This is a genomic window from Roseixanthobacter pseudopolyaromaticivorans (assembly GCF_043195145.2).
Classification (GTDB): Bacteria; Pseudomonadota; Alphaproteobacteria; order Rhizobiales; family Xanthobacteraceae; genus NCEH01.
The window spans coordinates 3,909,750-3,931,178 of record NZ_CM195539.1 but is presented as its reverse complement, the minus strand read 5'-3'; the positions used below and the strand labels follow the sequence as shown (position 1 = coordinate 3,931,178).

The following is a 21,429-nucleotide window of genomic DNA, read 5'->3' as shown; positions in this document are numbered from 1 at the left end:
GGCCGGTCGATATCCCGCGGGCCGCTCCGCCCCGGCGAGGATCAGCAGATCACGCCCTTGGCGGTCAATTCTTCCCGCTCCGCGGCGCTGTAGCCGAGCCGCTCGGTGAGAAGGGCGGCGCCGGACGAGCCGAGCGCGGGGGGCATGCGGCGCACCGGCACGCGCTCGCCATCGAGCCGGTAGGGCGGGGCTAGCACCTGGGCGCTCGTCTCCCCTTCGTCGGCGGCGCGCGGCACGTCCTGCGCCGCGACCACAAGCCCGGCCGCGCGGGCGCGTTCCGAGGTCAGCGCCGTATGCAGGCCCAGGACCTCGCCGCAGGGAATGCCGGCTTCCTCCAGGCGCGCCAACAGCTCCGGCCGCCGCCAGCGGGAGAGTTCCTCTTCCACCAAGGGGATCAGGATCGCGCGGTTGCGGGCGCGGTCGAGATTGGTGGCGAAGCGCGGATCCTCGAACAGGTCCATGCGATGGATGACGTTTTCGCAGAAGCGCCGGTATTGGGCATTGTTGCCCACCGTCATCACGATCGGCCCGTCCATGGTCGGAAACACGCCATAGGGCACAATGGAGGGATGGGCATTGCCCACTGGCGGCAGGTCCGCTTGCCGCGCCAGGGCTTCCAGGCCGTAATAGGAGGTCAGCGCGATGCCGCAATCATAGAGCGCAAGTTCCACCTCGCGGCCCTGCCCGGTGCGCTCGCGGGCATAGAGCGCGGCGAGCACCGCCTGGGCGGCATATTGGCCGGTGAACAGATCCACCGCCGCGACGCCGAACTTCAGCGGCGGGCGGCCGGGCTCGCCATTAAGCGCCATCAGCCCGGTCTCGCCCTGCACCACGAGATCGTAGCCCGGCCTGCTCGCTTCCGGCCCGCGGGAATCGTAGCCCGCGATGGAGCAATAGATCAGGCGCGGGTTTTCAGCGCGCAGCTGTTCGTAGCCGAGGCCGAGCTTGGCGGCGCCGCCGGTCTTGAAATTCTGCACCACCACGTCGCTTTCGCGCGCGAGCGCCTTGACGATGGCGAGCCCCTCCGGGGTCGAGAGATCGACCCCGATGGAGCGCTTGTTGCGGTTCACGCTGTCGAAATAGGAGGTGTTGGTGCCGGCGGTCCGTACGCCCCAGTCCCGCGTGTCGTCGCCCCGGCCGGGATGCTCCACCTTGATCACGTCGGCGCCGAGATCGCCGAGCACCATGGCGCACCACGGGCCCGCGAGGATACGCGAGAGATCGAGAACCCTGATGCCCTCAAGCGGCAACGCGCCGTGCTCCCCTGCGCTCATCTCATCCACTCCCGATCCCGACCGACGCGCCTGAGGCGCCCTGTCTCTTCCACCAGTTTCGGGGGGCGGAGTTCAAGCAGGAATTTTGCCGGTGCGACATCGCGCGACGCCGGCCGCCGTGCCGTGCCGCGCCCAACGGGTGGCGCGGCACGCCGAAGATGGGGTGCGCCTTACGCCTTGTACTTGATCCAGATGGTCTTCAGCCCGGTGTATTTGTCGAGTGCGTGCAAGGAGAGGTCGCGCCCGAAGCCGGACTGGCGGAAGCCGCCGAACGGCGTCATTGGCGTGGTGGCATCCATGGTGTTTACCGAGACCGTGCCCGCCCGCAGCTTGTCGGCGACGCGATGGGCGCGGGAGAGATTATCGGTCCACACCGAAGCCGCCAGGCCATAGATGGTATCGTTGGCGATGGTGACGGCTTCCGCCTCGTTGTCGAACGGCGTGATGGAGAGCACCGGGCCGAAGATCTCTTCCTGCGCCAGCGGGTCCGTGGGCTTCACGCCGGTGAAGATGGTGGGCGTCACATAGCAGCCGCTGCCGTTGATGGTGACCTGCTCGCCGCCGCGCACCAATTGGGCCGTCTTCTTGCCCGCCTCGATGAAGGCGAGCACGCGCGCCGTCTGCTTGGCATCCACCATGGCGCCCATGGTGGACGCGGGGTCGAGCGGATCGCCGGGCGCGACCTGCGCGGCGCGGGCGATCATCTTCTCCACGAACGCATCATGGATGGAGCGCTCGACCAGAAGCCGCGAATTGGCCGAGCATACCTCGCCCTGGTTGAAGAAGATGCCGGCGGCGGCCATGTCGGCGGCAGCATCCAGGTCCTCGCAATCGGCGAAGATCAGGTTGGGGCTCTTGCCGCCGCATTCGAGCCAGACCTGCTTCATGTTGGACTGGCCGGAATATTCCAGGAAATACTTGCCCACCTCGGTGGAGCCGGTGAAGGCCAGCACATCCACATCCATGTGCAGGCCGAGCGCGCGGCCGGCGGTCTCGCCATAGCCCGGCACCACGTTCAGCACGCCTTCCGGCAACCCGGCCTCGATGGCGAGTTCCGCGAGCCGCAGGGCCGAGAAGGCGGACTGCTCGGCCGGCTTGAGCACCACGCTGTTGCCCGCCGCCAGCGCCGGCGCGCATTTCCACGAGGCCATGTCGAGGGGAAAGTTCCAGGGCACCACCGCGCCCACGACGCCCAGCGGCGCGCGTCGCACCAGGGCGAGGTCGCCGGGGGCGGTCGGGGCCACCTCGTCATAGACCTTGTCGATGGCCTCGCCATACCATTGGAACACGCCGGAGGCATTGGTTACGTCGATACTGGCGGCCTCGACCACGAGCTTGCCCATGTCCAGGCTGTCGAGCAGGGCGAGCTCCACCCGGTTGGCGCGCATCAGATCCGCCAGCTTCAGCAGCACCGCCTTGCGCGCGGCCGGGGCGATGCGCGACCAGACGCCGGATTCGAACGATTTGCGGGCCGAGGCGACCGCGCGGTCGATATCCGCCGCGCCGCCGCTTGCCACCTGCGCCAGAACCTCGCCGGTCGCCGGGTTGATCGCCGCGAAGGTCTCGCCGGAGGCCGCGGGCAGGGTTTTTCCTTCGATGAAGACCTCCGTTCGGAAGTTCAAGGAGGCGGCTGCGGATTTCCAATGGTCGAAGCTCATCTCGTTCATCTGCAATCCCCGCTGATGCTGCGTTGCACCAAGCTTTCACATCCCTTGTCGCCGGGCACGCCGAAACTTGCGGCAGGAGAAGCCTTTGCGCCTCTGCGGATCCCCCGAGACGATGCGCGAGCGGCCGACGGGCCGGGAAAATGTTTCACGTGAAACAGAGGCTTAGCGCAGACGAACATAAGTTTCGTGGCACGTGTCGGCGGCTTTTCGGCCGATGAAACCGCCTTTTCGCGCGAACGTTCGCCGCAGATGAATCCGGGCCGGCACCAGGCCGGCACCGGAGCGGTGGATTGGCCCGTCCAACGGGCCCTAGCGCGGCGCGGGGGCGCGGCGGGTGAAGATGTCGGCGAGGCGGGCGCCGTCCGCCGCGCGGGTGAGCACGCACCAGTGCAGCAGCTGGTCACCCTCCGCGCGCTGCGCCTTCACCGCGATGCGCACCGCGTCCCCGATCTCCACGTTGGAATGGAACACCATGTCCCGCGCCAGGGTGAACAGGCCGGCGGGGGCGTCCATCGCCTCCCATTCCGCCCGGTCCACGAACGCCTGGAAGGACGCGAAATACAGGAAGTCGGCGCCGTTGAAATCCTGCGAGGGGCAGGGGCGCACGGTGAGCGAAATGCCGCTCTCGCCCTCCGCGTTCGGAAAGCCGAAGTGCTGGGCGAACCGCCCGGCGCGGATGGTGGCGGCAAGCTGGGCGGTGCGCGCGAGGGCGGGGGCCGCGGCTGGCGCGGCGAAGCCGGAGAGGGCGACACGCGACAGTGCCCGGTTGCGGCCTTTCTCCCGGCGCTTCACGAACACGGAGGTCATCTCCACGCTGCCCATGGGAATGCCGTCCCGCAGCAGCTCGTGCCGGCTGGCGAACTGGGTGCGCGAGATGCGCTCCAGGCGCGAGCGCACGGTGAGGCTGTCGTGCTCCCGCAGGGTGCCGAACGCGGCGTCCTCGACCGACACGGCGATAAAGGCGGCATAGACGGTGGCGCCGTCCGCGTCGCGGAAATCGGGCACCTCGCGCCCGATGCTGCGGGCGAGCAGCAGCCAGTGGCGATGGCCGAGTTCCTTCAGCAGCCAGGTTTCCGAAAGCCCGCCATAGGCGAGCTGCGGCATGCCGAGCCGGATTGGCTCGGCCAGCGGGTCGCCGGGACGAAAGCCCGGCAGCGACAGGCCGGCGGGCAGGAAGCCGCTCGGCAGGGGCAGGCGGAAGGCGATGCTCATGAGGGTTCTCCGCGCCGCGTCGTTCACACCGCCAGATCTAACCGCACCGGTCCGCGCCGCCGCACGCCGAGATGCTCGCCGATGCGCGCGGCGAGATAGGCGGCGTCGCGCCCGACCCCCACGAACCGGCCGGAGCCCCAGGAATGCAGCCAGGGCAGGCCGAGCACATAGAGCCCGTCCATGCTGGTGACGCCGCGCTTGTGGGTGGGATAGCCCGCGCCGTCGAACACCGGCAGGTCCACCCAGGACCAGTCGGAATGAAAGCCGGTGGCCCAGATCACGCTGGTGATGCCCGCCGCCACGGGATCAAGGTCGCGCACCGCCGCGCCCGGCTGCCAGAGCGGGCTGTAATGGGTGCCCGCCGGCGCCGCGATCTTGTTCTCGGCGATGTGCTTGTCGATCAGGCCGCAGATGCCGTTATAGACCGCGTCGGCGGAATCGAGATTCTGCTTGAGGTCGTCGCGGAACTGCAGGCACCCGCCGCTGATCGCTTCCAGCCGGCCGTAGAGCTTCATGCCCTCCAGGGCGAAGCGGCGCAAATCGATGTCGCGCCCGCCGTCGCGGCCGGTGAGATAATGGTTCGCCTTTTTGCGCACCTTCTCCTTCAGCGGGTGGTTTTCCACCGGCAGGTCGTATTGGCCGAGGTCGGCGAGCCAGTCCACGCTGTCGCGGCCGCGATAGACGCGCGGGCAGCGCGGCGCGCTGCCGACGATGAGGTGCACCTTGCGCCCCGCGAGGTGCAAATCCTCGGCGATCTGGCAGCCGGACTGGCCCGAGCCCACCACCAGCACCTCGCCTTCAGGCAATTGGCCGGCGTGGCGATATTTCGAGGAATGCACCTGCACGATGCTTTCCGGCAGGCGCTCGCCCATGCGCGGCACGTTCGGCACGTGATAGCCGCCCACCGCCAGCACCACCGCGCCGGCGGTCACGGCCCCGTCCGCCGCCTCCACCAGAAAGCGGCCGTCTTCCTGCCGCGACAGGCGGTTGACGCCGACGCCCTCGCGCACCGGGGCGGCGATGCGCTTGGCGTAATCCTCCACATAGGCGACGATCTCGTCGCGCTTCATGAAGCCGTCCGGCTCGCTGCCGGGATAATCATAGCCCGGCAATTTGCACTGCCAGTTGGGCGTGACGAGGCAGAAGCTGTCCCACCTTTGGTCGCGCCAGGCATGGGCCACGCGGTGCTTCTCGTAGATCACATGGTCGATGCCGCTTTCGCTCAGATAGGAGCTGGCGGAAAGGCCGGCCTGCCCGCCGCCGATGATGACGACGCTGTGGTGCGGAAGGGTTTCATTGGTCATGGCTTGGCTCCGATCAGTCTTCGAATGCGTCGATGCTGACGCGGGCGTTGGGGTGGTTTGAAAAGGTGCGGCCGGTGGCCTCGATGCGGGCGAGCTGGCCCAGCGCGAGGGAGCAGGGCATCCCGTATTTCGCCCGCACCCGCTCGCTGGCCGTGGTGAGGGCGTCGCGGCTCTTCGCGAGGAAATCGGCGAGGGGATAGCTTTCGCCGGGGGCGAAATGGTCCTTGATGACGAGGGAAGGCGAATAGCAGGCCTCCTTCGTCCCGTCGGGCCAGCGGATGTGGAAGCGCATTTCAGGCATGGGTCGCCTCCAGGGCGGTCGGCGCGGTTTCGGTCGGCTTGGCTTCGGTCGGCACCGCTTCGGCGGGGGCCAGAAGCCGCGCGTAGGTGGAAAGGTGCGCCTGCGCGGTGCTGTCCCAATCGTGGCGGGCGGCGATGCGCGCGCCGTTCGCCACCAGGCGAGCGCGGGTCGCGGCGTCGAGCGTTGCGTCCAGGGCGGCGGCGATGGAGGCGACGTCCAGCGGGTCGCACCAGGCGACATCCTCGGCGCCGAGATATTCGGTGAAGGGCGCGATGCGCGCGGTCGCCACCGGCACGCCGCTCGCCATGGCCTCCAGCACCACGAGGCCGAAGCCTTCCTTCAGCGAGGGGAAGGCGAGCGTATCGGCGAGGCGGTAGAGCGCCGGCATGTCCTCTTGCGCCAGCGGCCCGGTGCGGATCACCGCGCCGTCGGGCAGGGTGAGGCGGGCGAGGGCGAGATCGAATGCCTGCTGCACCGTGTGATGGTCCAGCAGGGAGGCACCGCCCGCGATCACCAATTGGGCCGTGGGCCGGCGGTTCTGAACGCGGGCGAAGGCCTCCAGCAGGCGCACGCTGTTCTTGCGCCCCTCGATCCCGCCGACGGCGAGGAACACCGGCCCGGCCCCGAGTCCGAGGCGGGCGCGCAAGGCGTCCTCCCGCCCGTCCGGCGTCGCCGAGAAGCGCCGCGTGTCGACGCCGTTGCCGACGATGTCGGCGCGTTTGCCGAGCCACGCGGAAAGCTCTTCCTGCCAGGTGCGGCTCACCACCAGCAGGCGGTCTGCGTGCGCCATTGCGCGGGTCTGAAGCTCCATCAGCGCGCGATCGGCGAAGGCGTCCACATGGTGCACCGTGCGGGCGAAGGCGCGGATCAGCCCGCGTTCCTTCAGGGTCGCCAGCGCATTGCCGGAAATGCCGTCCTGTGCGTGGAAGACATCGAAGGCCCGGTGGGCCGGATCCTCGAAATGGCGCACATAATCGGCGATGCGGATGCGCACCATGTTCGTCATGTCGGCGCCCACGGGGGAAGCCGGAACGCTCAGCGTGCCGCACAGGCTGGTGCGGAAGAAGCCGGCGCCCTTCGCGTCGGGCGCGTGCACCACCACCTGATGGCCGAGGCGCGCCAGCGCATCCCCCAGTTCCAAAGCGTGCACCACGCCGCCGCGCGGATTGGTGGAGTGCGCGAGGATCGCGATGCGCAGCGGGCGATTGGGCGGGAGAACATGCGCGGTCATGAGGCGATCTCCAGCGGCGCGCAGCCGATGAGCGGGCTTCGCGCGAAATCCCAGATCACCTCGCGCGTCCCACGATGGTTCAGCGCCACCTCGCCGCCCGCGACCGCGGTGCCGATGGCGGCGGCGGCAATGCCGCGCGCGGCGAAGCGGGAAATCACCTGCGCCACGTCGGGCGGTGCGACGGACAGCAGATAGCCAAAGCTCGGGAAGCTCAGCAGCCAGCGCGTCAGGTCCACGCCGTCCGGGCGGGGGATGGCGGCAAGCTCGATCTCCAGGCCGATGCGCGAGCATTCCGCCAGCATGGCGGTGGTGCCGATCATGCCGGCCTGGCTGATGTCCTTGGCGGCGCGCGACAGCCCGGCCTCGGCGATCTCAGGAAGCAGCTCGATGTCGCCGCGCAGGCGGGCGGGCGGCGCGTCGGTGGCCGCCTCCCAATTGGAGAAGGGCTCGCGATAGCGTCCGCGCAGGTCCACGGCGGCGATCAGCGTTTCGCCGGGTCGCGCGTCGAAGGAGGTGAGCAGCTTCTGCGCGCGCCCGAGGATGGCAACCGAGAGCGCGCCGGCCTCGCTCTTCAGATTGGAATGGCCGCCCACCAGCGGCACGCCGAACGCCTGCGAGGCCGCGCGCAAGCCCTCCAGCACGGGGGCCGCGCCGTCTTCTCCGTTCGCCCATACGGCGTCCACGATGGCGAGCGGGCGCCCGCCCATGGCGGCGACGTCGGAGATGTTCACCATCGCCCCGCACCAGCCGGCGAACCAGGGATCGCCGGCTACGAACGCATTCATGAAGCCCTCGATGGCGAGCAGCAGAAACCCGTCCCCGTCCGGGATCGCCGCGCAATCATCGCCCACCGGCACGGCGGAGGCGGACAGGCCGAGCCTTGCCGCCACCGCGCCGATGTCGCGCTTGGCGGCCAGGCCGGCGCCCGCCCGCAGGCGCTGCGCAAGTTCAGCGAAGGCGCGGGTCTCGATCATGACGCAGCCCGCCGGGGCAAGGCGACGAAGCCCGTCGCGCCGGTGGAGATCGGCGGGTAATAGGCAAGGTCCGCCTCCATGCGATGATGGGGCCGCCCGTGCAGATCGAATTCCGCCACGCTGCGCCAACGCATGCGGCGGAACAGCAGCAAATTCTGCGCCTGCACATTGGCCAGGAACTTCACGCATCCCTGGGCATGGGCGGTGGAGACCGCGAGGCGAATGAGGGAGGCGCCGAGCGCGCCGACCTTGCGATAGTCCTCCGCCACCGCGAGCCGCGAGCCCCACCACACGCCGGGCGTCTCTTCGTGGATGCGCACCGTGCCCACCACATCGTGCGCCGCGACGCCGAGGAAGGAGACCGCGACGATGGGCGTCGCCACGTCGTCGATGGCGTCGCGGTCGTCGCTGCCGAACAGGCCCTGCTCGCGGCAGAACACCGTGCGGCGCAGGCGGGCGGCGCCCGCGCGCTCCCAGGCTTCGGTCGCGTGCTTCACCTGGAATTCGGAGGCCAGGAACGGCTTGAAGGGTTCGAACATCACGCGCAGCCTCCCCGCTCGTAGGTGGAGAGGGCCGAGCACGCGCCGCACTTGCCGCAGCCGGCCTTGATGTCCACGGACTTCAGCCCGCTCTCCACCAGCATGCGCGCGAGCGGCTTGAGGATGGCGTGCATGAAGGCGGGCGCCGGGGTCGGGTGGCTCTCCAGCGGCGTGCCGGAAATGGGCACGAACGGCACTACGAAGGGATAGACCCCCATGCCCACCAGCTTCGCGCACATGGCGAGGATCTCGTCCGCCGTGTCGCCGAGCCCGGCGAGGATGTAGGTGGAGACCTGCCCGCGCCCGAACACCGGCACGGCGGCCTCGAAGGCGGAGAAATAACGCTCCAACGAAACCTGCGCCTTGCCGGGCATGATGCGTTCGCGCACGCCTTGGGTGACCGCCTCCAGATGCATGCCGAGCGCATCGACGCCGGCCGCGCGCATGCGGGCGAACCAAGCGTCGTCGTCCGGCGGCTCGCACTGGGCCTGGATTGGCAGGTCCACCGCCGCCTTCACCGCCGCCGCGCTCTGCGTGAGGATCGCGGCGCCGCGATCCTTGCCCGGCGGGGTGCCGGTGGTCATCACCATGTGCTTCACGCCGTCCAGCTCCACAGCCGCCTTGGCGACCTCCGCGAGCTGGGCGGGCGTCTTCCGCTCGATGGTGCGTCCCGCCGCCAGCGACTGGCCGATGGCGCAGAACTGGCAGGTCTTGGTGCGGCTCGCGAAACGGATGCAGCTTTGCAGAACGGTGGTGGCGAGCACGTCGCGCCCATGCAGCACGGCGATCTTGGAATAAGGCACACCGTCCGCCGTCACGCGGTCGTAAAAGCGGGGGCGCACCGGAAAGCTCACCTGCGCGATCGGCACGCCGTCGCGGCTGATGCGGCTGTTGCCGAAGGCGTCCGGCTTCTCCACCAGATAAGGGCTCTCGAAGGCCGGCGCGGTGTGCACCGGCACCATCACGGTCATGCCGTCGAGGGTGAGCGCCTTATGGTCGGAGGGACCCGCCCCGCCGCGCCGGCTGTCCGCGCCCGCCTTGGGATCAACGAGCCGCACCCCCAACGATTGCAATTCGTTGATCAATTGGGCCGTCGGCAGGGGCGCCATGGCGGCGGCGTTGGGCATCGTCTGTTTCATCGCTGGCGCTCCCGAAGGCGGGGAAGGACGAGAAATCGGCGACCGCGTGCATGGGCACGGCGGGCCGGTTGTCGAGGTTGAGGCTGAGCAGTTCGGGGCGGGCGTAATGGCCCACGCTATCCATCATCCGCTTGCGCTTGGTGATGAGCGCGAGGTCGATGTCGGCGATCAGGATGCCCTCGCCCGAGGTGAGCGGGGGCACCACATGGGCGCCCTCCGGGGAGATGATCGCCGTCATGCAGCCGCCCGTGAGGCCCTTGCGGAGCTTCTCCTCCGGCGAGATGCGGGCGATCTGCTCCTCGGTGAGCCAGCCGGTGGCATTCACCACGAAGCAGCCGCTCTCCAAGGCGTGGTGGCGGATGGTGACTTCGATCTGGTCGGCAAAGATCGGCCCCACGAGCGAGCCGGGGAATTGCGCGACATGGATCTCCTCGTGCTGCGCCATCAAAGCGTAGCGGGCGAGGGGGTTGTAATGCTCCCAGCAGGCCAGCGCCCCGACCCGGCCGACAGCGGTGTCGACCACCTTGAGGCCGGCACCGTCGCCCTGGCCCCAGATCATGCGCTCGTGGAAGGTCGGGGTGAGCTTGCGCCGCTTGAGCAGCAGCGTGCCGTCGGCATCGAAGATGAGCTGAGCGTTGTAGAGCGAGCCATGGTCGCGCTCGTTGACGCCCAGCACCACCACGATGGCGTGCCGCTTCGCTGCGGCGGCCACCGCGTGGGTCACCGGGCCGGGAACGACCACGGCATTGTCATAGAGGCGAAGATGCTCGGCCCCCGTGAGCACCGGCGGGTGCACGAAGGAGAAATAGGGGTACCAGGGCAGAAAGGTCTCGGGAAAGACCACCAGCCCGGCGCCCTTCTCCGCCGCCTCCGCGATGGCGGCGAGGACGCGCGAGAGCGTGCCCTCCAGGGTGTCGAGATCGGGTGCGATCTGAACCGCGGCCACACGGACCTTGGTCTCTTTCGGCATCTTCGCCTCCATCATGCGTGGGTCGAGACTGGGCCTTTGAGGGGCCAGCCCTCAGAGGGTCCAGGTGTCAGAGGGTCCAGGTGTCAGAGGGTCCAGGTGTCGAGGATGAAGGCGTTGTCCCGGCGGTGGAGCAGCACCAGGTCGAGCACGTCCAGCGGGCTGATGGGGGTGATGCCGGGGATCAGCGAGGGCTCGCCATGGCCGTAGAGGGCCTGGAGCGCGAAGCGGCAGGCATAGACCTTGCCGCCCTCTTCCATGAATTTGGTGATCTGGTTGTTGAAGTTCTGGTGGCCGGGGAAGGCCTCGTCGCCGAGCTTCGGGAAGCCGCGCTGCACGCCCAGCGTCACGCCGGGGCCATAGAGCAGGATCGAGGTCTCGAAGCCCTTGCGCTTGAGGCGGGTGGCCTGGAGCAGGTTGACGAAGCCGATGGAGCCTTCGAACGCCACGGTGTGGAAGGTCACGAGCGCCTTCTCGCCGGGCAGGGCTTTGACGTCCTCGAACTTCTTGTCCTCGTAATCGACGAAGAAATCACCCTTCTGGTGGGCGGGCGCGGTCACGACGGGCATGCGGAACTCCTCGTTGGGTGGGCCCCTTGGCGGTGCGGGGCTGACGAGCAGTTTTGCAATCAATGTGCCAATTTGCCTGTCTTTTTAAACAGTCAATAATATCAGCGATACGCAGTCAATTATCCATTCAATTATGGGATTGGCGGCGCCGGCCAGATGCTTAAGCGCTGAGCGTCGTGCGCAAGTTGCGGGCGTGCCGTGCACAAAAGGCCAGCAAACATAAGGCTTCACCGTGGCCCTAAAATCCACGCTCCCGGAACATACCGGAGGTGACAAGACCACGATGCAACACTATACAGTCAATTTCGCGCGGACGCAAAATCTCCGCGCCGCCGCACGAAGGATCGAAGACGCATCGCCATGGTTGACTGGACGCCGGACCTGACGCGCAGCGACAAGCCGCGCTACCTCGCCATCGCCGACATCATCGCCGAGGACATCCGCGCGGGTCGCCTCTCCGTGGGCGACCGCCTGCCGCCCCAGCGCAAGCTGGCGGACCGGCTGGCGGTGGATTTCACCACCGTGGCGCGCGGCTATGTGGAGGCGCAGAAGCGCGGGCTCGTGGAATCCCGCGTCGGCCAGGGCACGTTCGTGCGCGCCGCGAGCCGGCCCGCGCCTGCCCCGGCGCGCCATGCCCGGCCCGAGCCGGCCGACCTTTCCATGAACCTGCCGCCCGAGCCGGACGATCCGGACCTGATCGCGCGCATGCAGGAGGGCGTGGCGCAGGTGAGCCGCGATCTCGTCTCGCTGCTGCGCTACCAGGGCTTCGGCGGCGCGCCCGCCGACAAGGACGCCGCCTCCGCCTGGCTGAGCCGGCGCGGCCTGGTGCCGGCGCAGGAGCGCATCTTCGTGACGCCGGGCGCCCATTCCGCCCTCATGGGCATTTTCGGCCTGCTGGCGAAGCCCGGCGACACCGTGCTGTGCGAGAGCCTCACCTATCCCGGCACGCGCTCCATCGCGGCGCAGCTCGGCCTGCGCCTCGCCGGCCTGCCGATGGATGGCGAGGGCATCGATCCCGACGCATTCGCGGACGCCTGCGCGCGGCTCGCGCCGAAGGCGCTCTATCTCAATCCCACGCTTCAGAACCCAACCACGCTGACCATTCCCGAAACCCGCCGCGCGGCCATCGCGGCGGTCGCGCGGCGCTTCAGCGTGCCGATCGTGGAGGATGATGCCTATGGCTTCATTCCGGTGCAGCGCATCGCCCCGTTCGCGGCGCTGGCGCCGGACATCACCTGGCATATCGCCGGCCTTGCCAAATGCATCGGCGCCGGTTTGCGCGCGGCCTATGTGCTGGTGCCCGACGTGCGCTCGGGCTGGCCGTTCGCCGCCGCCATCCGCGCCGGCAATGTCATGGCGTCCCCGCTCACCGTGGCGCTGGCCACCCGCTGGATCGAGGACGGCACGGCCGATTCCATCTTGCGCTTCATCCGCGCCGAGACGGCCGCCCGCCAGACGCTGGCGACCCAGATCCTGCCCGCCGGCACCTTCCGCGCGGATCCGCTGAGCTTCAACCTGTGGGTGGAGCTGCCCGAGCCGTGGACCCGCTCGTCCTTCGTTGGCCACATGCGCTCCACCGGCATCGGCATCGTGGCGAGTGACGCCTTCGCTGCCGACGGCAATCCCCCCGAAGCCGCGCGCGTGTGCCTCGGCGGTCCGGTCAGCCGGGAGAAGGTGCGCGGCGCGCTCGAATACATGGCCCACGCCCTGAGCCATTCGCCCGAGCATGCCTCCACCGTGCTGTGAGGGCGCTCACGCGCGCCGCTTGCAGCCCGCGCCGAGCCGGTAGAGCCGCGCGTCCGGCCGGCGCGACACCGTGCCGACCTGGGGGCCGTTCAGCGCCCCGGTGATGGCGAAGGGATAGCCGAGGTCGTTCTCCTTGCCGTCGAGCGGGCGCGGCTCGGCATAGATGTCGATGGTGTTGCGCGGCAAATCGATGGTGCCGCGCCCGACCACGCGCACATGGTCGGTCTCGATCACCAGGGCCGGCGCGGTGCGCGCCACACCGGCGGTGAAGGACAGCGGCACGCTCACGCAGCGCAGCGCCGTGCTGTCGTTGCGCACCGCCTCGTTGAACAGGCCGGCGATGATGCCGAGGCCGGCGAGGTCCAGCTTGCCGGTGGCGAGCCTCCCGCCCGTCAGCCCCACCGACACCGTGCCGTTCAGCGTGCGCAGAAGGGCCGCGTCGGAGGAGGGATCCACGGACATGTCGAAGGCGAGCTTCAGCCGGCCCTGGGTGGCGAAGCCCACGTTCGATGCGTTGAGGAAAGCTGAGAGCGGCCAGCCTTCCACCGTGCCCTTGGCCCGCACCAGGGTCGGGTCGGCGGTCAAGTCGCTCTGCACCGCCGCCTTGATCCGACCGCCCATGTAGGTGGCGCTGAACGGATCGAGCCGCGCCATGCCCTTGTCCAGGGTGAGCCGGGCCTTGAGGCCGCTGGCGGTGTCGCCGGCGCTGTTGAGCCGGTTCGCGGAAATGTCGATATCGAGATCGACGAGGCGCGCCAGATCGATCTGCGGTTCGGTCTGCGCATCCGCCGTGCCCTGCGCGATGGCGCTGCTGCGGCGGGTGTGCTCCGCCTCCAGGGCGTCGCGCGAGGCTGCTGCCAGCCCGACCAGTTCGTCCACATAGACCAGAGGCGAGGCAAGCTTGCCCTCGAACAGGGTGCGGCCCGGCCCGAGCGAGCTGGAGAGCACGCCCGTGATGTCCGTGCGGCCAAGGCTGGCCTTGCCTTCGGCCTTCAGGCTTTCCGCGCTGGCCGAGAGCATGCCGGAGAAGGTGACCGGCGCATTCGAGGCGGAGGAGGCCCCCGTCTGCGCCGCGAAGGCGCCGAAATCCGGGATTTCGAAGGTGCTGGCGAGGCGCACCTCGTGGGGCGCGCGCGGTCCGGCGTCGTCATCGCGCACCAGCGAGAGCGTGCCGCTCATGACGCTGCTGTCGGCGATCCGCCCCTCCAGCGCGTCGACGCCGAGCGTGCCGTCGGTGTCGGAAACGTCGAGCGTGCCCACCAGCCGGCCGAGCCCGGTGCCAGGGGCCTGCAGCAGATCGGCCACCGGCAGGTCCACCGCGCCGGAAAGCACCAGCCCCTCCAGCTCCAGCACGTCGTGAACCGTGCCCTTGAGGCGGAACACCGGGCGGTCGCGCGGGCCGGCCTGGAGGGTGATGTCGCGCAGGCGCACCTGCCCCTTGGCCGTGCGTTCCACCGCGCCCACGGAAATCGGCCCCACCTCGCGGATCGACTGGTCGAAGGCGTTGGTCTGGATCAGCATGTCGCGCAGCACCAGCTTGTCGAGATCGCCTTCCAGGAAGCCCGACAGGCTGGTGACCACGATATCGCGCAGGCCGTTCGCCACCGGCGGCGCCGTGCCCGGCGCCAGCAGATCGGAGTGGAAGGACAGCGACAGGCCGGTGCCCGCCTCCAGGTCCGCCAGCCCGCCGGCGATGGTCAGCGTCTCGCCCTCGGTAAGAGTGGCGGCGAAGGTCATGTCCTTCACCGCCAGTGCGCCGGGATCGCCGGCCAGGGTGAAATCGAGCTGGGCCGTGCCATCCTCCGCACGCGCCAGCGAGAGCAATTGCAGCGCGTCCCCGATGCTGGCGGAACGGGCTGTAACCTGCAGCGCGAGGTCCCGGTCGAACGCCGCCGAGGCCGCGGAGCCGGCAAGGTCTAGCTGGAGCCCGCGGGTGACGAGGGCGATCTGCGTGCCGAAGCGCCCGTCCGCCGGCTTCGCTTCGCGGTCCAGCGTGCCGTTGAGGGTCACGGCTTCGCCGTTATAGGTGCCGGTGGCCGAGAGGCGTTGGGCGCCCGCCACCGAATCATAGGTGCTGGAGAGGCTGTCCACCCGCAGCGCGAAGTTCCAGCCCTGGGGATGGTTCGCCTCTTCCAGAAGCAGGTCGCGGATTTCCACTGTGGGAACGGCCGTGAGCACGCCGACGATGCGGGCGGTCACCGGCTGGGAGGTGGGATCGACGGCGTCCAGCGGGGCGTCGGCGGCGGGCAAGGCAAGGGGCGCCGCGCCGGAGCCTGAGTCCGGGCCGGAGGCGGGGCGCGAAACCATGGGCAGGAGGATGCGCACACCCTCCACCTCCGCCGCGTCCACGGCGAATCCACCCAGCAGCGCAGGATAATCGGTGAGGGTCAGCGCGACCGTCTGCAGGTGCAGCTCCACGCCGGCGCCCGCCACATTGAGCACCGTGACATCGCCGAGCCGGGCGGTGAAGCGGGGAAACAGATCCACGCTCACCGCGCCGCGCACTTCCACATCGGGGCCCACGCTGGCGCGCAGGAAGCGTTCCGCCAGGTCCTGCCGGCGCGCCGCAAAGCCCGGCAGCTGCGTGAGCGCCACCACGGCCGCCACCATCAGAAGCAGGGCCGCCGCCGCGACGGCCGCAAGCCTCACCAGCCAACGCATCCCACGCTCCCTGTTCGATGACCCGCCGCGCCATCCATTTCCCGCGCCTCTTGTGTCACGCTTTTGGGATCGGCGTCACCTGCGCCGGTCGCCGCGAGGAGGTGCGCTTCTCGTCCGCCCGTGGCACCATGGGGAAAGCGAAAACCGCGTGCTGGAGCTGCCTATGAGCTGGATGCCGTCCTCCGACCCGGTGCTTGGCGATGCGCCATCCTGCGATGCGCTCGATCTTGTGATCGTGCCGCGCGTGCGCGATCTCGGCGACGGCTTCTCCGTGCGCCGCGCCCTGCCGCACGGCAAGCGGCAGATGGTCGGCCCGTTCATCTTCTTCGACCAGATGGGGCCGGTGCAGTTCGTGGCCGGGCAGGGGCTCGACGTGCGCCCCCATCCCCATATCGGCCTTGCCACCGTCACCTATCTGTTCGACGGCAAGATCATGCATCGCGACAGCGAGGGCAATGCGCTGGAGATCACCCCCGGCGCCATGAACCTCATGACCGCCGGGCGCGGCATCACCCATTCCGAGCGCTCGCCGCTGGAGGCGCGCCAAGGCAATGCCGCTGGCAATATGTACGGCATCCAGAGCTGGATCGCGCTGCCCGCCGCCCATGAGGAGACCAACCCCTCGTTCCAGCATTTTTCCTCCAGCGACCTGCCGGTGATCGAGGATACGGGCGTATGGGCGCGGGTGATTGCCGGCTCGGCCTTCGGCCAGCGCTCGCCGGTGGGCATGCTTTCCGACTGGCTCTACGCGGAAGTGACCCTGCAGCCGGGCGCCAGCGCGCCGCTCGACGCCGACACCGAGGAGCGGGCGATCTATGTGGTGTCGGGCGAGGTCGAGATCGCCGGCGACGTGTTCGAGGGCCCGCGCCTTCTGATCTTCCGCCCCGGCGACCGCATCACGGTGCGCGCCCGCACGCCGGCCCGCATGATGTTCCTCGGCGGCACGGCGCTGGAGGGGCCGCGCTATCTGTGGTGGAACTTCGTCTCCTCTCGCAAGGAGCGCATCGAGCAGGCGAAGGAAGACTGGAAAACCGGCCGCTTCGCCCATGTGCCGGGGGAGCACGAGTTCATCCCGCTGCCGGAGTGAGAGCCCTCGGTTCCCTCTCCCGCTTGCAGGGGAGGGCTAGGGCGGGGGCGGCCGGCAGAGCGGGCGATGGTTCCTGCCTGGAATGCCCTAAAGCCGGTCGCGCAGCGCGTAATAGCTGAGCCCGGCCACCAGCAGGGGATAGCGCAGCAGCGTGCCGCCGAAGAAGGGCGGCACGGGCAGGCGCTCCAGAAGATCGAGCCGGCCCACCTGGCCGCGCACCGTTTCCGCCAGGATCTTGCCGAACAAAGGCGCCAGCGCCACGCCCTGGCCGGAATAGCCGGCGGACACCAGCACGTGGGGCGAGAGGCGGCGCACGAAGGGGTTGCGCGTCATGGTGATGCCGAGCGTGCCGCCCCAGCCGTAATCGAGCGTCACATCGGCCAGTTGCGGGAAGATGCGGGCGAGGAAGGGCCGCACGAAGTCCATCACCTGCGGCCGCAAGGAGCCGCGATAGCTCTCGCCCCCGCCGAACAGCAGCCGGCGGTCCGGCGTCATGCGAAAATAATTCACCACGAACCGGCTGTCCGCCACCGCCGCCTGCCCGCGGATGATGCCCTCCGCCCGTTCGCCCAGCGGCGCGGTGACGGCGATATAATTGTTGATGGGCATGACGTGGTGATCCACCCGCCGGTCCAGCCCGTCCATCAGGCCGTTGCCGCACAGCAGGAGCAGGTCCGCCGTCACGCGCCCGCCGTCGGTCTCGACGCTCACGCCGGTGCCCTCGGCGATGCGCAGGGCGCGGCTGTGCTCGAAAATGCGGGCGCCGGCCGCGCGCGCCGCCGTGGCGAGGCCGAGGGCGAAATTCAGCGGGTGGAGATGGCCCGCCCCATGGTCCATGAGGCCGCCATAATAGCCCGGAGCCCCGACCAAGGCGTGCAACTGCTCGCGATCCAGAGGCTCGGTCTTGTCGTAGCCATAGGTCTCGGCGAGATGGCGGCCGTAGGCGTGGCTTTCGGCGACGTAATTGGGCTTGTGGTCGGCAAGGATCAGACCCGGCGTGAGATCGCAGGCGATGGCGTGGCGCGTGATGAGATCCGCCACCAGGGTCTTGGCCTCCTCGGCCAGATCCCAGAGCTTGCGGGCGTCTTCACGGCCCAGCGCCTGTTCGAGATAATCCTGGTGGCGCCGCTGGCCGCTGTGGATCTGCCCGCCATTGCGGCCCGAGGCGCCCGAGCCCACGCGGCCGCCTTCCAGCACCACCACGTCCACGCCGGCTTCCGCGAGATGAAGCGCGGCGGACAGGCCGGTATAGCCGCCGCCGACGATGACCACGTCCGCGCGCACCGCGCCGGAGAGGCGCGGCAGGTCGGGAAACGGGGTCGCAGTTGCCGCATACCAGGATTGGGGATGGCCGCCGAACGTCATGACTGTCCCTGTGGGGTGAGGCGCAAAAAACGCCTCACACGTTCAGCAGCAAATATTCCCGCTCCCAGGGCGAGATCACCCGCATGAAGGTCTCGAACTCCGCCTGCTTCACCGCCGCATAAGTTGCGATGAAGCTCTTGCCGAGCACTTCGGCCAGATCCTCGTTTTCCTCGAACGCCGCCACCGCCTCCAGCAGGCCGCGCGGCAGGTCGAAGTCCAGGTCCTTGGCATCGCCCTCCAGCGGCTCGGTGGGGCGCAGGCCCTTCTGGATGCCGATATAGCCGCAGGCCAGCGACGCCGCGATGACGAGATAGGGATTGGCGTCGGAGGAGGGGACGCGGTTCTCCACCCGGCGCGCGGCCGGCGGGGCGGGCGGCACGCGCAGGCCGGCGGTGCGGTTGTCATAGCCCCACTGCACATTGATGGGCGCCATGGAATCGCGCGTCAGCCGGCGATACGAGTTCACATAGGGCGCCAGGATGCACATGACCGAGGGCAGGTAGCGCTGGTGCCCGGCGAGGAAGGAGAAGAATTCCGGGGTCGGATCGCCGTCGTCGTCGGAGAAGATGTTCTTGCCGGTCTCGGCCGAGACCACCGACTGGTGGATGTGCATGGCGCTGCCCGGCTCGTTGGCGATCGGCTTGGCCATGAAGGTGGCGTAGATCTTGTGGGCGAGCGCGGCCTCGCGGATCGTGCGCTTGAACAGGAACACCTGGTCGGCGAGCTCCAGCGGGTCGCCGTGGCGCAGGTTGATTTCCATCTGCGCCGCGCCGTCCTCGTGGATCAGCGTGTCGATCTCCAGGCCCTGTGCCTCGGAATAATCGTAGATGTCCTCGAACAGGGCGTCGAACTCGTTCACCGCCTGGATGGAATAGGACTGGCGGCCGATCTCCGGCCGGCCCGAGCGGCCGACGGGCGGCTTCAGGGGATAGTCGGGGTCCACATTGGGCTCGACCAGGTAGAATTCGATCTCCGGCGCCACCACCGGCTTCCAGCCGCGCTTGGCATAGAGCGCCAGCACGTTCTTGAGCACCTGGCGCGGCGCCAGCTCCACCGGGCGGCCGTCGCGATGATAGGCGTTGTGGATGATCTGGGCGGTCGGGTCCTGAGCCCAGGGCACGGAGCACAGGGTGGAGAAATCGGGCTCCAGCACCAGGTCGGAATCCGCGATCACGGAATCCACCAGCCCCTCATAGGAGGGATATTCGCCGGAAATGGTCTGGAAGAAGACCGAGAGCGGCAGGTTCATCACCGGCGAGGAGAGGAACTTGGAGGCTGGCATGATCTTGCCCCGGGCGACGCCCGCAAGGTCCGGGACGGTGCATTCGATCTCGGTGATGCCGCGAGACACCATCCAGGCTTTCGCCTCCGCCAGGGATTTGACGCCGCGCGGCAGCGCCAGATGCTCCGATTCGCCCGCTTTGCTCCGTTTAGCCATGATGTCCTCTCGCGTGACCGAACGCACGCACGGCCAGGGAACACCTGCCCATGGGGCGAAGTCAACGCGGGCTGCGCCGCAACACGGTAAAAGCGCAAAAGAACGGGAGTGGAACGAATCGCGGCCGAATCGAGAGTCGATGAAGGTTCGCGTTTTGCCCCGTACAAGGGCTAGTGGGACTCGCGGCGCGGTAACCGATTCCGCCGCGAAACGCGGGCTGCGCTATTGCGGTTTCGGGGCGTTCACAGGCACCGTATTTTCCTTCACCGCCGTGTCGAAGGCGGTGGCTTCCAGGATCGCGGTGCCGATCATGGTGGCGACCGACACCTTGAAGGGCGCCAGCAGGCGGGTGCCGGCGACCGGCACCAGCCACACGAACATCTCCTTGTTTTCCTGCATGTATTTGACCGTGTAGCGGGTCGGCCGGTGGCCCGCGACCGGGGTATAGCCGGCGCGGCACACCACGGCGGGGCCGCTGTAGCCCTTGGGGATCTTCACCTGTTCCACCCGCAGGTAGCTCAGCGAGATGTCGTAGCGCTGGCGCCCGTCAAACACCGGGATCGAGCGGTCGCAGGCGGCGGCCGAGAGCATGTCCACCGTGCCGGGCACATAGACGAAGGCCCCGCTCATGGGATCGATGATGTTGGTGAGATGGGCGTCGGTGATTTCCACGCGGTCCGGCAGCGGCTTGATGGGGGGCTCGACCACCAGCTCCTTCACCGTGTTGTTCGCCACCGCGAAGCGCACGCCCTCGGCCTTGCCGTCCGCCTCGGCCGCCACTGCGAACACCTGCGGCACCACCTTGCCCACGCCGAGGGCGCCGCGGGCTGCGACGCTGCCCTTGCCGGAGGACACCGCGCGCAGCACGCCGGTGATGCGGCCGGTGGCGGCGATCTCGTAAGTGGTGCCCGTGGCCTCGGCCACCAGGGTGGCGCGGCCGATCTCGACCCCGCCGACAGTGAGGGAATATTTCGCGTCGAGCCGCCCGTCGGCCCGCGCGGCGCCGGTCGCCGCGGGCAGGACGGCGCCCAGGCACAGCACGGCGGCCGCGAACGGTCCCAAGCGGCGGAGCAGGCGACCCACAGGGGAAGCAACGTCGGTCATCATCGGGTCCTGGAAAGGCGGCGGGTCGGCACCCGGCGGAGCGTCCGGCCCTGCTGCTTTCTCCCGAATGCCGGGTGAAGGCGGCTGAACTGTGGCTCTCGGGCGTGGCAGGTGGCGGTGCTTCGGGCTGAAAAATGGCCCGGATCACCGCTCGAGAGGTCTTGGTTATTGACTTCGCACCTCAGAGTCACGATCTTCTGTGTCCGCTCTTGGTCGGGGGCTTCTGGCTGCGCGCTTTCCTGTGAAGTTGCGCGCCGATTCCCTTGCCGCGCGCGATCCAATTTAATGGCAGAGGAGATTTTCGCCATTCGTCGCCCCATGAGACCCGTCGCGCCGGAGAAGGATGGTCCGCGCGTCAATGAGGAAATCCGCATCCGCGAAGTGCAGCTGATCGATCAGGATGGGCAGAACCGCGGTGTGGTGGCAATCCGCGATGCCCTCCAGCTCGCGCAGGAAGCCGGCCTCGATCTCGTGGAGATCGCGCCCAATTCCGCCCCGCCCGTCTGCAAGATCCTCGATTTTGGCCGGTTCAAGTATCAGAACCAGAAGAAGGCCAGCGAGGCCCGCAAGAAGCAGAAGGTGGTCGAGGTCAAGGAAATCAAGCTGCGGCCCGGCATCGACACCCACGACTACGAAGTGAAGATGCGCTCCATGCAGCGGTTCTTCGAAGAGGGCGACAAGGTGAAGGTCACCCTGCGCTTCCGTGGTCGTGAGATGGCGCACCAGGACATCGGCTACAAGTTGCTGCAGAAACTGCGCGACGATGTGGCCACCATCGCCAAGGTGGAGGCGGAGCCCATGCTGGAAGGCCGCCAGATGATCATGATCCTGGCGCCGCGCTGAACGGCGAC

The 21,429-nt window shown here is 68.7% G+C and carries 18 protein-coding genes; 3 read left to right on the top strand and 15 right to left on the bottom strand.

Annotated features, from left to right (window positions below; genetic code table 11):
* Positions 1 to 41 precede the first annotated feature (41 nt).
* The 11 genes from V5F68_RS18535 to V5F68_RS18485 form a co-directional block, all read right to left on the bottom strand.
* Positions 42 to 1,274 carry a CaiB/BaiF CoA transferase family protein gene (locus V5F68_RS18535; RefSeq protein WP_394015699.1) on the bottom strand — a complete coding sequence of 411 codons (1,233 nt, stop codon included), beginning with the start codon at positions 1,272 to 1,274 and terminating at the stop codon, positions 42 to 44.
* Between the two features lie 170 nt (positions 1,275 to 1,444).
* The gene (locus tag V5F68_RS18530) at positions 1,445 to 2,941 is read right to left on the bottom strand and encodes an aldehyde dehydrogenase (protein WP_394015700.1); all 1,497 of its coding nucleotides are present in this window, start codon (positions 2,939 to 2,941) and stop codon (positions 1,445 to 1,447) included.
* A gap of 309 nt (positions 2,942 to 3,250) precedes the next feature.
* The gene (locus tag V5F68_RS18525; protein ID WP_394015701.1) at positions 3,251 to 4,153 is read right to left on the bottom strand and encodes a Pnap_2097 family protein; all 903 of its coding nucleotides are present in this window, start codon (positions 4,151 to 4,153) and stop codon (positions 3,251 to 3,253) included.
* A gap of 23 nt (positions 4,154 to 4,176) precedes the next feature.
* On the bottom strand, positions 4,177 to 5,457 hold the full coding sequence (locus V5F68_RS18520; protein WP_394015702.1) for an MSMEG_0569 family flavin-dependent oxidoreductase: 1,281 nt from the start codon (positions 5,455 to 5,457) through the stop codon (positions 4,177 to 4,179).
* A 13-nt stretch (positions 5,458 to 5,470) separates the two neighbouring features.
* Positions 5,471 to 5,758 (bottom strand): MSMEG_0570 family nitrogen starvation response protein, encoded by a 288-nt coding sequence (locus V5F68_RS18515; protein WP_394015703.1) that lies wholly within the window; start codon positions 5,756 to 5,758, stop codon positions 5,471 to 5,473.
* The gene (locus V5F68_RS18510) at positions 5,751 to 6,989 is read right to left on the bottom strand and encodes an MSMEG_0565 family glycosyltransferase (RefSeq protein WP_394015704.1); all 1,239 of its coding nucleotides are present in this window, start codon (positions 6,987 to 6,989) and stop codon (positions 5,751 to 5,753) included. The genes V5F68_RS18515 and V5F68_RS18510 overlap by 8 nt, the downstream gene beginning before the upstream one ends.
* Entirely contained in the window at positions 6,986 to 7,963 is a 978-nt protein-coding gene (locus V5F68_RS18505) for a sll0787 family AIR synthase-like protein (RefSeq protein ID WP_394015705.1), read from the bottom strand. The genes V5F68_RS18510 and V5F68_RS18505 overlap by 4 nt, the downstream gene beginning before the upstream one ends.
* Entirely contained in the window at positions 7,960 to 8,505 is a 546-nt protein-coding gene (locus V5F68_RS18500) for an MSMEG_0567/Sll0786 family nitrogen starvation N-acetyltransferase (RefSeq protein ID WP_394015706.1), read from the bottom strand. The genes V5F68_RS18505 and V5F68_RS18500 overlap by 4 nt, the downstream gene beginning before the upstream one ends.
* Positions 8,502 to 9,641 (bottom strand): MSMEG_0568 family radical SAM protein, encoded by a 1,140-nt coding sequence (locus V5F68_RS18495; protein ID WP_394015707.1) that lies wholly within the window; start codon positions 9,639 to 9,641, stop codon positions 8,502 to 8,504. The genes V5F68_RS18500 and V5F68_RS18495 overlap by 4 nt, the downstream gene beginning before the upstream one ends.
* A complete protein-coding gene (locus tag V5F68_RS18490; RefSeq protein WP_394015708.1) occupies positions 9,547 to 10,611 on the bottom strand; it encodes a Nit6803 family nitrilase in 1,065 nt (354 codons plus the stop codon). Before V5F68_RS18490 ends, V5F68_RS18495 begins: the two co-directional genes overlap by 95 nt.
* 83 nt (positions 10,612 to 10,694) lie before the next feature.
* Positions 10,695 to 11,177, bottom strand: coding sequence for an MSMEG_0572/Sll0783 family nitrogen starvation response protein (locus V5F68_RS18485; protein WP_348843976.1), 483 nt, complete (start codon positions 11,175 to 11,177; stop codon positions 10,695 to 10,697).
* Between the two features lie 360 nt (positions 11,178 to 11,537).
* Here V5F68_RS18485 and V5F68_RS18480 point away from each other — a divergent pair, with 360 nt between their 5' ends.
* Positions 11,538 to 12,923: an aminotransferase-like domain-containing protein gene (locus V5F68_RS18480; RefSeq protein ID WP_394015709.1), complete on the top strand. Its 1,386-nt coding sequence runs from the start codon at positions 11,538 to 11,540 to the stop codon at positions 12,921 to 12,923.
* Between the two features lie 6 nt (positions 12,924 to 12,929).
* On the opposite strand, the gene V5F68_RS18475 is transcribed toward V5F68_RS18480, so the two are convergent.
* Positions 12,930 to 15,584, bottom strand: a complete 2,655-nt coding sequence (locus V5F68_RS18475) for an AsmA family protein (protein WP_394015710.1) — start codon at positions 15,582 to 15,584, stop codon at positions 12,930 to 12,932.
* A gap of 163 nt (positions 15,585 to 15,747) precedes the next feature.
* Here V5F68_RS18475 and V5F68_RS18470 point away from each other — a divergent pair, with 163 nt between their 5' ends.
* Positions 15,748 to 16,671 (top strand): pirin family protein, encoded by a 924-nt coding sequence (locus V5F68_RS18470; RefSeq protein WP_394015785.1) that lies wholly within the window; start codon positions 15,748 to 15,750, stop codon positions 16,669 to 16,671.
* Positions 16,672 to 16,758: 87 nt separating this feature from the next.
* On the opposite strand, the gene V5F68_RS18465 is transcribed toward V5F68_RS18470, so the two are convergent.
* From V5F68_RS18465 to V5F68_RS18455, 3 genes are all read right to left on the bottom strand, one after another.
* The gene (locus V5F68_RS18465) at positions 16,759 to 18,036 is read right to left on the bottom strand and encodes an NAD(P)/FAD-dependent oxidoreductase (RefSeq protein ID WP_394015711.1); all 1,278 of its coding nucleotides are present in this window, start codon (positions 18,034 to 18,036) and stop codon (positions 16,759 to 16,761) included.
* A 34-nt stretch (positions 18,037 to 18,070) separates the two neighbouring features.
* Positions 18,071 to 19,474 (bottom strand): glutamine synthetase family protein, encoded by a 1,404-nt coding sequence (locus V5F68_RS18460; RefSeq protein ID WP_394015712.1) that lies wholly within the window; start codon positions 19,472 to 19,474, stop codon positions 18,071 to 18,073.
* 222 nt (positions 19,475 to 19,696) lie between these two features.
* Positions 19,697 to 20,578: a DUF3108 domain-containing protein gene (locus V5F68_RS18455; protein WP_394015713.1), complete on the bottom strand. Its 882-nt coding sequence runs from the start codon at positions 20,576 to 20,578 to the stop codon at positions 19,697 to 19,699.
* Between the two features lie 318 nt (positions 20,579 to 20,896).
* On the opposite strand from V5F68_RS18455, the gene infC reads away from it, so the two are divergent.
* On the top strand, positions 20,897 to 21,421 hold the full coding sequence (gene infC, locus V5F68_RS18450; RefSeq protein WP_348844567.1) for a translation initiation factor IF-3: 525 nt from the start codon (positions 20,897 to 20,899) through the stop codon (positions 21,419 to 21,421).
* Positions 21,422 to 21,429 lie beyond the last annotated feature (8 nt).